Source organism: Nitrospiraceae bacterium (assembly GCA_020632595.1).
Classification (GTDB): domain Bacteria; phylum Nitrospirota; class Nitrospiria; order Nitrospirales; family UBA8639; genus Nitrospira_E.
In genome coordinates this window covers 1-10,202 of the sequence record JACKFF010000033.1, presented here as the reverse complement: position 1 = coordinate 10,202, position 10,202 = coordinate 1, and the positions used below count along the sequence as shown (strand labels likewise).

Below are 10,202 nucleotides of genomic sequence, written 5' to 3'. Positions count from 1 at the left end.
ATACCAAGAAACCCGCCTGGCAGCCGGATACCGTATCCCAAAGTGATGAAGAGGAACTCGCATGACGGGCGTGCTGGATATTTATCTTGAATGAACGTCGCGTCGGGGCTTTAACCCTGCTCCCCGACGGCAGGATAGTCTTTTCCTTTGAAGCATCCTACACCGACGATCCCCAACGCCCGGTATTAAGCCAATCGTATTTTTCCGCAGAGGGCGACTTGCTGACCTCTCCCAAAACGTATAGCGGAAAAGCACCGCCATTTTTTTCCAACCTCTTGCCGGAAGGACAACCATGCCCCAAGATTAACCCCTAGCTTCGTTCAAAAATATTTTCTACTTTGACGAGCACGCCTGATGATGGGCTCCGAGGAATTGTGACATTTTTTCCCAATTAATACATACCTCACAATAAATTCTCACTATCAATGAATTCCATTGTCTACTAGACTTTCACAATCCCCGAAGGCCTTTACAACACATAGTAGGGAATCCTTCCAATCACCAGGAAAAAGCCCACTAACTATTGCGACAACAACTCCCAAAATGGCGACTACAATTGCAGTTACCGTGGCGATGGTAATAATGTCTTCATTTAACCACCTGTTGAGTTTTTGAAACTCGGCCTCAATGTGTTCCACATGTTCATCAAAATGTACCTCATCCAAAAAACTAAGGACTTTTTTCCGAACGAATGAAAATCGAGACACTTCCGGAGTAACAATATTTTCCGAAATGCGCTGCAGAAGCCATCCAATCCTGAGCAGATCTTTGTAAATTTCATCTGTCCCAAAAACCCGTTTTACTGCCCCCAAAATCCTCTGTAGTTTATCTCTCCCACAACGAACCATGAATGCTCTATGGCAATCAGAAAGATATCGGTTCATCATTCCCAATATAAGCCGTGTCTCTACTACCCTGATAAACAATTTGAAAATTAATAGCCAATAGTCCTTGTAGTCTACAGAAGACGGAGAATAGCAGGAACTATATTTAAATCCAGGCGGTGGTGGCCCTCCACCTAAGTACAAAATATCCTCCGGCGGAGTCACCACAACTAGCCCTTGAGGAAAAATAAAACAGCATGAGTTTTCCAATAAAGAAGAATCTTTTAGGAAAGCCAGATCGGATTTTTCTTCAAAAAGGGGAAAAGGGGGATTATAACTTGGAGACCATCCTACATTGTGTCCAAGGGTCAGAAGAGCTATTTTGTTATCGTTGTTGCTCAAGAAGGTTTGCTTTCTAGGAAAAGAGCGGATGAGTTGATACATGAAAACCACGTGCCGAAGAGGTGGTAAACCTTTTCTCGAGGAGTCTGGCAATTTATTTGAGAGAGCCCAAGGACAATCCAACAAAATAGGCAATTTGGCCCAATCTTCCCCAAGATGCTCATGCCACAGGCTCAACTTCCACCCTCTCAAACAGTTACCCTGAACACATAGGCCCCTTTTCAAATGATCTCCAGTTACGCTCAATCGATCGAAAAGAAACCTATGAATCAGGGTAATGGCCAAAACTTGAAAGTACGAAACAGCGAGCCTTGGAGCATCCTGTTGATTTTTAATTTCGCGAAGAAATCCTTCCATCTCCCTAATTTTTTCATCGAAAGTTAATGAATGAGTTGAGCAAACAACGCCACTCCAAAAATTTCCAGGAGAACCCCAGTTGCGAAATTCCTTAAGATCATTCTCTAAGTTTTTCAAGGGCTCTTCCTGTAAATGGGCAACTTTTTTATACGCTCTCCTACAGAGATCCTCAAAATACTCATTGGGTTCATGGGGAAATTCAATAGTGATCCCAACATTTACAATACCGAATTTATTCAGTCCTATATGAAAATTTATCTCTCCGTTTCCATCTAATATTTGCGTTAACTCTCCCGGAATTTTATAAAGGGAATATCTAAAAAGTAGGGCGATGGGAAATTCCGCCTTGTTTGGATCTTTCAAAATGTCTTCCATTTTTTTCCGCATCGCTTGAGGGATAAAAGCATTCCAATCATTTTTGGGGTTTCCTTTAAAACTAAATATAGGAGGAAAAGAGTCTCTCCAAAACGCCTCACGGATTAATCCATGATTAGTCATATCTAGCTCTAATTGCATTTCCTTTTTGTCTATCGCAAACCACCCTGTTGTTGCATCATAAGGAGATTTAAACCAAATTTCTTTTTCAAAAACTGGGTCCACGGTTATTTCGAAAAACTCTTTTTGTACATCGTCATCAAAAAAGGTGAGAAGGCTGTATGATCCAACTATGCGAATCACATGCATTGGGGTTGCCATACTGTATCTCCTTTTTCAAAAGGAAAAATGCTTTTGTTGAAGAGATAAATTTTGGGGGATCTCGCAATTTATTCACAATGGAATAAAATATTCCCTCAATCTGAATCGTTTCAGAAAAAGTAAATAATCCCCCCCACTCGAATTACTGGACTTTTTGGATTTTAGGATTTTTGGTGAATAACTTAAAGAGATGCCAGAGAAAGAGTAAAAAGCAACCAAAAATCTGGCCTGATGGGTTCCCAATTCCTAGCTTTAGGCACTGCCAATTTTTTCAAATTCCAAAAAATATTGGCGGGGGAGGAAGGTGTGCTCCTTTGATATATGAAGGCCAGCCTTCTCCATGTTTTCAATGACCCGTTCTCTGGGAACCAGATGATGCTTAGAAAAGCTGAGATGCCCTGACCGTTCATCGTGATAGTAGTCCACAATCACCACCCGGCCGTTGGGTTTGAGGGCTTCTTGAATCTTGCCCCAATACCCCACCCCATGTTCGACATGATGGTACGCGTTGCATAGAAAGACCAGATCGACACTGTTTGGTGAGAGTGGAGAGTCTTCCGGTTTGACCAAAACAAATTGCGCCCGGTTGGCCATGCCGAGCTTTTCCAATTCCTGTTTGTTGTAGTCCAGCATGTTCTGCTCCACGTCGATGGCCAGGACTTTCCCGGTTTCTCCCACGGCCTTGGCAAACCGGCGCGTAAAATATCCTGAGCCTGCCCCCACATCCGCCACCACCATGCCCGGTGTGAGATTGAGCGCCTCGATCACCTTCGCCGGCTGTTGATATTCATCTCGCTCCGGCCGTTCCAGGTTTTGAATATAGGTCTCGATATTCCAAGGCTGATATGCACAACTGGCAGACAGACTGGCCAGCACAAGCACCAAGAGCGAACACCGCCGCATGGACACGAAACCTCGCCCTGCAAATTTGTTGATGGATATGCGCATCGTCTTACCTCCCTCTCTTCATTGATTCACGGCTGATTGGCCACGTCTTGGATGACACCCTGCAAGCCCGAGACAACCCGCGCGAAGGATTCATACTGGATATGCCCGGGGGTATCGTGAGCGGTGTGATAGTACGGATCACGAAAGAGAGCCGTGTCGGTCACCATGATGGCCGGATACCCTTCCTCCCAAAATGCCCAATGGTCCGACCAGCCAATACCGGGTAATCCTCCCCACATTGCGGTCCCTTCCGAAGGAAAGGCTGCCTGCCTTCGAAAACTGGCAATCAGGTTTCGGACCCACGCCCCATTGTGCACATTGCTGACAAATCCCACGAAATTTCCGGTGGACGGATAGAGAAGACCCAACGGAGGCGGGTATTGTTGGCTGCCGGGTTGCTCCGAGTAATAGCCGATGGTTTCCAAGCTGACCATGAGCGTGATCTGCTCGCCCCGCTCCCGGCTACGCCGGGCATAGACCCAGCTGCCCATTTCCGGGGTTTGAAAGTACGGGGGTTCTTCATTGACAAATGCGACAAATCGCAGAGTTTTTGACGGATTGGCCTGGGCAAACCTCCGGGCCAACGCCAATACGGCAGCCACTCCGCTTCCGTTGTCATTGGCACCAGGACTGCCTTTCACGGAATCATAATGAGCCCCGATCAGAACGATGGCCTCCGGCTTGGTCGTCCCACGAACTTCCACTTCGATATTGTCACACACCTTCCCGGCTGCCTCAAAGGATTGAGCCTGCACGGTATATCCCGACTGCTGGAAATGCGTTCGAATATAGTCAGCCGCTCGTTGGAGATTGTCGTACTGATCCACGTTCCGCTCCCCAATCTCGCCTGCCAGCATCAAGACATGCGTCCGCAATTCCTGCTCCAGCACTCGTTCATCGGCTGAAAGCGGAGGAATCGGCCCTTGAAAACTTTCGCTCGGCATTCGAATCATGGCATACCATCCCCCAATTCCCACGAGAAGTACAATGCTCACCACAGGAAGCCATCGTGCCCCCATCAACGAGGTTCCCCTCTCTTCATCCAACCATTCCGCTCATACCGGCTCTTGTGTTTCCCTGATCCATTGAGGTTTCATAGACTATACCAATCGCACTTCTAGGGGAGGGATGATGACCAGACACAGGAAAAACCATCTGACTTTCAGCACGACCGTGTTGTTGACGTTGACAATTGGGAGCCTTGGCATGGTCCGTTGCTCCTGGGATGAGGTTCAAGAACGAGGATATGGGACGATGCGTGAACACCAAACACAACGATGCCTGGACGACCCTTCCCAGGCCCCATCAAACTGTGTGGAACAACAACCCTACGAGTCGTATCAACGAGAACGGTCTATCCCGCCTGGGTCTCCTTCCCGAGTGCAGTAAATGGAGCGGTGAGGCCATTCGAAGATTGAACCGTGTCGGCTAACCGGTTATTTCATTCCCACGACCATGGAGTCAGGTCCGATTAAATGTTCGACCCGGGTTTCTTGAAACCCCGCCTCGCGCAACCATTCCGTGCAATCCGCCCCGGTATAGTCGAACCCGCCAGGCAGTTCGATCAACATATTCAGGCTCATCAGCAACCCAAAGGCATTCTCCCGCCGTTCATCATCGATTAACGATTCGAAGATGATCAGAGCCCCTCCCCGAGGCAGGGCTTCATAGGCTTTGGCAATTAACTGTTTCTTCTGTTCCAAGTTCCAATCATGGAGGATGTGCCCCATCGACAGGACATCAGCTGTCGGTAAGGGATCTTCAAAAAAATTCCCGGGATAAAACTTCAGACGGGTCTCCAGACCAAAAGACTGGACATATTCTTGAAAAATCGGTCCCGTCACCGGCAAGTCAAATCCGCCTCCGGTCAGATGCGAATGCGCCAAGGCCACTTGCACCGCCAGTCCTCCTTGCGCCGAGCCCACATCGATGAAGGTGTGATAGTGGCCCCACGGAAATTGCGCGGCGATTTTTTTGCTGGCGCTCATACTCAGACCGGTCATGGAACTTAAAAACGTCTTGAGCCGCTGCGGGTCACTGTACAAGTCCTCGAAAAAGTTGTGCCCTTCACGCACTTCGTTCTGTGGATGCCCCGTTCTCAAGCCTTCAGTCAGACGCCCCCAAAATGGATAGAGGCGGGTATTCACCATATCCAGCCATCCCCCCAAATAGGTTGGCTTGGCGCGATCCAAATAGAAGTCGGTTTCGGGAGTGTTGGTGTACACCCCGCTCTGACGGTCCAACATGCCGAGGGCGACCAAGGCATCGAAAAAATCCCTGGCGCTTCTGGGGTGTAGCCCCAGCTGTTGTTGAAGCGTAGTGGCATCTTGGGGCCGCTTGGCCAATTCCGAAAAGACCCCTAACTCCACCGCGCTGAGCAAAGCCTTCGATCCCCAAAAGGCCATCCCCAATTGCATGATTCGATCCGGCGTCACTGCTTGCGTCATCGGCGATTCCTCCCGTGGTATGGGAATATGGTTTATCGGCTTATTCGCAGGTTCTTCGATGGCTCATGGAGACTCACGAGGCCGCGCAATTTCCCCCGATTCATTTCCCGGCAACCAGGCAGCCATCACGCATCGATTCGCCAAGAGCGGCAGAAAGCCGGGAACCGCATCCGCGATGTCTTCCATGAACCGTTCCGCCACCTCCTGATCCGCGAAGCATTCGTAGACATCGTCCAGAAATCCTCCGCGTAATAACGGATGATAGAGAAATTCATGGCCCGGGTTGGTCTGGACCTCTAATGGATATTCCGCTACTTCCACCCGCACCATCCCGCACGCCTCAAGCCACCGGTGGGCATCTTGGGCAGATGGCCGTTCAGCCAGGTACGCCATAAACCGTTCCCGTTCTCGCGTGAAGCCCCTCGTCAGCATTTCTCGATCGACACATTGCCAAAGAGAGTCAAACGTACCCTGAGAGGGAAAGGTGAGCACCAGTTGTCCGCCGGGCTTCAGAAATTGGATGATTTGGCGAAGCGCGTCCTGACGGTTTGGACGAAAAAACATAAAGGACAGATTGCCGGTGATGCGATCGAATTGCCCCAGATGTCGTGGCAACTCCCGAACATCTCCGTGATGAAAGGCCAACCAAGGAAACGCGAGTCCTTGCACCGCCCGTGACCGAATCAATTGCGCATGATTCATATCCACGCCGACCACTCGCCCTGCCGATCCCACCTGGTGGGCTAAGTAAAAAGCCGGAATACCATCTCCGCAGCACACATCCAAGATGGCATGGCCTGGTTGAACATCCAGATGTTTCAAGAGACATTCGGCAAAAGGTGTGGACCAGGGATCTTTCTTGGGGAGCTCACACAGCCAGGGCGGAGGAACATGAGCGGAAGGAGAAGGTGAGGGAGTCGGCATCATCGGCAATCATCCATCACTGATCCACTGACCCTATCATGTTTTCCTCAAGCAATTCGAGCAGGTCCGTGGCAAGGCATCGACGCCCTGAGGCATTGGCTATTCCCATAGAAGCGAGGGACCAACCGCCTACGTCATGCAGGCCACCCTGTCAGGACAAATTTGCCAATCATTCGCCCTTCTTCCAGTTTGGCATGAGCATGCCGCAGATTGGCTGCGGTAATAGGGGAAAGGGTTTCGGTGAGTGTGGGCTGGATATGACCTTGTTCAATCCATTCAGCGACCTGGGTCAACAGTTCATGCTGCCGAACCAAATCTTCGGTGTGATACATGGACCGGGTGAACATAAACTCCCATGAAAATGTCGCGCTTTTTCGTTTGAGAACATTGAGGTCCACCGGCTCCATGGTGTCCACAATCCCGCACAGGCGGCCTTGCGGTTTAATGGCCTCGGCCATGGCCATCCAATGCTGTTCGGTAGATGAGGTATTCAGAATATACTCCACCGTCGGATACCCCATCTGCTGCAATTGAGGAACCATGGGCCGGGAATGATCAATCACCAGATCGGCACCCATTTTCTTGCACCAGGCTTCCGACTCCGCTCGCGAGGCTGTGGCCACAACATGCAGTTTCACCAATTTGGCGATTTGAATCGCGATAGATCCCACTCCACCGGCCCCGCCAATAATCAGAATGGATTCCCTCTCACCCCTTCCATGTTGGGCAATCCCCATTCGATCGAATAACGCTTCATATGCGGTAATGGCGGTCAGCGGAAGGGCAGCAGATTGAGCCATCGTCCAGGTTTTCGGTTTATGCGCGGCAATTCGTTCATCAACCAGGTGAAATTCGCTATTGCACCCAGGGCGAATCAGACTTCCCGCATAAAATACCTCATCCCCAGGTCGAAACCGCTTGACCTCGGACCCGATACGCTCAACAACTCCCGCCGCATCCCATCCTAAGACCCGCGGCGGCTCCTTTTTGTCTGGAGGACTGTTCTGCCGGCGCATCTTGGTATCCACGGGATTGACGGAAACCGCCTCGACTCTCACCAACAAGTCCTTGGGTTCAGCGATCGGTGTGGAAATTTCTATATCCTGCAACGCCTCAGCCTGATTAATCGGGAGAGGACGGAGACGGGCAACCGCTTTCATGGATCTTCCTTTCGATCACTGTGGCTGGGAAGGAAATGGACTATTCTCTATTCGAACGTCGTAAATGACTTGATGATGTGCATCAATCCACTCGATGTGAACCGTGGGATGGGCCGGATCAGGATGCACGGTTATTTTTCCAAAATTGGGAGTTTGGTGGTAGAAAAATTCAAACCGTGGCTCACTCGACGAAACTTTATAATTCATATGCGCGGCTAATGGGCCAAAAATCATTTCTTGCATATCGGCAAAACCCGGCATGCGGCTGACAGCCCCATGGTGGACATCTCCCGCAAGAAAGAACACACCTGAAATGGCCTGGTCTCGAATAAACTGAAGAATCTCGTCACGTTCATGAGGGTATTCTCCCCATTTATCTTTGCGTGGATCGGAAAAGGGAACGGAAGATACAATAAATTTGGTCGTCGCTTGAGAGGCCTTCAGCTGATGCAACAACCATTGTTTTTGCGCCTCACCCAACATCGTTTGCGTGGACGGATTCCGGTATTGCCGGGTGTCCAACAAAAAGAATTCGACTCCCTTCCCCCATTGAAATGATCGATAGAGCCGACCCGGCTCTCGGGCATTCACGCGAATCGGCCAATAATCAAAAAAGGCCTGGCGCCCAATCGGCAAACGCGGATGCGTCGAGATAAAGTCGCTATCCACCTCATGATCGTCCCACATGACGTACACCGGGATATTGGCCAGCAATCGTTTCACAAAGCCATCACGATTTTCTCTATATTTGGCCCAATATTCCGCCAACTCGTGAGCCGGCTTTTCTTTATCCGAATAGATAGTATCCCCGAGAAAGACAAAAAAATCGGGCTTCTCTTCCTGCAACGTCTGCATCATCTTATAGGGATGATACCCATGCCGAGTGTCCCCTCCAATGACAAACGTGACCGGAACGGCTTCTTCTGGAAGAGGCGCTGTGACAAATTGGCATGGCCCGACTGGAGGACCTCCCTGGATCGTGCCTCGATACGAGTACCGAGTAGCCGGCTGCAAGTTTGTTAACACCGCATGGGCCGTGAAATCTCTGGTCGCACTGGTCTGCAGGACTGCCGTTTCCAGGTAGGCAGTCCAAGTGGAATCCGCTGTATACTGGATCACCAACGACTGGGCCTCCCTGGTTTTCATCCACACAACAGCCTCATGGGCCGTCACATCTCCAACAGCGCAATCGACGTCAATATTCTCATCTTTCACGAGGAGCCCGGTATCCACTGAGGCGCAGCCCATCAGTCCCCAAAACGCCAGGAGGCCTATCAGGGTCCTCCTGCCATTCATGAAATTTCGTTTCATCATGATGTCTCCCTGTTCAAAATGAGTCGCCCCCTGATTGAGATGCGCTGGCATATGGTACTTCAATTCAATCTCGTTCAGCGAGAGTATCGAGCCAGGAGACGTTTCTCCTCGACCCATTCGTTTCACGAAACATCAATTCTCGGGAATTTCCCTGGTCATGACAAAAAAATACCTGGGCTTCTGCCCAAGCACCGGGTCGGTTAGCAACCAGTTCGTCTTCGTTGGGGGGAGGGAGCCGTCTTGAAGTCTATGGAGAAGGATGCTCTTTTTTCTGAGCAATGGCCAATTGTATCACTTGAATTATGTTGTCTAATTCCACATTCTTGGTGAGCACATCGAAAAGACCCTGTCGTTTCACCTCTTCGACATTGAATGCGCCGGAATATGCCGTGAACAAGATAACCGGCGTGTGACTGGAAAGGTGACGGATTTCCTGGAAGGTCTCCAACCCATCCATCCCCGGCATGTTATAATCTAAGAGAATGACATCAGGCCGAGCGGCTTGATCCTGGAGGCAGGCGACCACCGCTTCTCCTGAGTCAAACTCTCGAACCAGATACCCCCGCCGGATCAGCCGCCTGGCTACACTCGAGCGTACAAACGCATCATCATCGACATAAAAAAGGATGCCGACATGCTGTCCTGGATGATCAGACTTCAGACTGCCATCCTGGCCGGGAACGTCCGAATCCTTCACCCGGTTCATCGAATGCTCTCCCAAGGCTTTCGGAGACCGGTCTTCCCCCATGACGAGGAAGGACCGGAATCACAAGAATCTTCCAAGAAGAAGCACAGAGGATTACCGCTCCCCTTTGCGGTCCGCCACTGAGGCATACACGCTCCGTGATTCGCCTCTCTCGCACACTCTAGGATTAGGCTTTCCTGGACTTTGAAATTTTTCGTGGAATATTCAGTTTTTTCAACCGACTTCTCAAGGTGCTGGGATGCAGACCCAAATGTTTCGCAGCCCCTAACGGTCCATCAATTTGCCATTCACAGGTTTCCAGGGCTTGCTCAATACGCAAGCGTTCCAAATCTTTTAATTTGGCAGTAGGAAATGGGACTTCCACGGAAGCAGGTTTCCTCAGCAACGTTTCGTCAATCCCCAGCGTGGGGGAGTTTGAAAGAAT

The 10,202-nt window shown here is 50.1% G+C and carries 11 protein-coding genes; 2 read left to right on the top strand and 9 right to left on the bottom strand.

Translation table 11 applies throughout. The features are described from left to right. Positions 1 to 86: 86 nt before the first annotated feature. Entirely contained in the window at positions 87 to 314 is a 228-nt protein-coding gene (locus H6750_21345; GenBank protein MCB9776860.1) for a HipA N-terminal domain-containing protein, read from the top strand. Between the two features lie 108 nt (positions 315 to 422). On the opposite strand, the gene H6750_21340 is transcribed toward H6750_21345, so the two are convergent. The 3 genes from H6750_21340 to H6750_21330 all read right to left on the bottom strand — a co-directional run bounded on the left by H6750_21340 (position 423) and on the right by H6750_21330 (position 4,180). Next, positions 423 to 2,279 (bottom strand): hypothetical protein, encoded by a 1,857-nt coding sequence (locus H6750_21340; GenBank protein MCB9776859.1) that lies wholly within the window; start codon positions 2,277 to 2,279, stop codon positions 423 to 425. Between the two features lie 252 nt (positions 2,280 to 2,531). Next, complete coding sequence (locus H6750_21335) at positions 2,532 to 3,227, bottom strand: methyltransferase domain-containing protein (protein MCB9776858.1); 696 nt, start codon at positions 3,225 to 3,227, stop codon at positions 2,532 to 2,534. 26 nt (positions 3,228 to 3,253) lie between these two features. Then, entirely contained in the window at positions 3,254 to 4,180 is a 927-nt protein-coding gene (locus H6750_21330; GenBank protein MCB9776857.1) for a M28 family peptidase, read from the bottom strand. Positions 4,181 to 4,355: 175 nt separating this feature from the next. Here H6750_21330 and H6750_21325 point away from each other — a divergent pair, with 175 nt between their 5' ends. Beyond that, a complete protein-coding gene (locus H6750_21325; GenBank protein ID MCB9776856.1) occupies positions 4,356 to 4,616 on the top strand; it encodes a hypothetical protein in 261 nt (86 codons plus the stop codon). Between the two features lie 47 nt (positions 4,617 to 4,663). On the opposite strand, the gene H6750_21320 is transcribed toward H6750_21325, so the two are convergent. The 6 genes from H6750_21320 to H6750_21295 all read right to left on the bottom strand — a co-directional run bounded on the left by H6750_21320 (position 4,664) and on the right by H6750_21295 (position 10,142). Next, positions 4,664 to 5,674 carry a methyltransferase gene (locus H6750_21320; protein MCB9776855.1) on the bottom strand — a complete coding sequence of 337 codons (1,011 nt, stop codon included), beginning with the start codon at positions 5,672 to 5,674 and terminating at the stop codon, positions 4,664 to 4,666. 63 nt (positions 5,675 to 5,737) lie between these two features. Continuing rightward, positions 5,738 to 6,598 carry a class I SAM-dependent methyltransferase gene (locus tag H6750_21315; protein ID MCB9776854.1) on the bottom strand — a complete coding sequence of 287 codons (861 nt, stop codon included), beginning with the start codon at positions 6,596 to 6,598 and terminating at the stop codon, positions 5,738 to 5,740. 134 nt (positions 6,599 to 6,732) lie between these two features. Continuing rightward, a complete protein-coding gene (locus H6750_21310; GenBank protein MCB9776853.1) occupies positions 6,733 to 7,758 on the bottom strand; it encodes a zinc-binding alcohol dehydrogenase family protein in 1,026 nt (341 codons plus the stop codon). Between the two features lie 15 nt (positions 7,759 to 7,773). Next, positions 7,774 to 9,072 (bottom strand): alkaline phosphatase D family protein, encoded by a 1,299-nt coding sequence (locus H6750_21305; GenBank protein MCB9776852.1) that lies wholly within the window; start codon positions 9,070 to 9,072, stop codon positions 7,774 to 7,776. 247 nt (positions 9,073 to 9,319) lie between these two features. Next, positions 9,320 to 9,778: a response regulator gene (locus tag H6750_21300; GenBank protein MCB9776851.1), complete on the bottom strand. Its 459-nt coding sequence runs from the start codon at positions 9,776 to 9,778 to the stop codon at positions 9,320 to 9,322. 166 nt (positions 9,779 to 9,944) lie between these two features. After that, positions 9,945 to 10,142, bottom strand: a complete 198-nt coding sequence (locus H6750_21295) for a hypothetical protein (GenBank protein ID MCB9776850.1) — start codon at positions 10,140 to 10,142, stop codon at positions 9,945 to 9,947. Between the last annotated feature and the right edge of the window lie 60 nt (positions 10,143 to 10,202).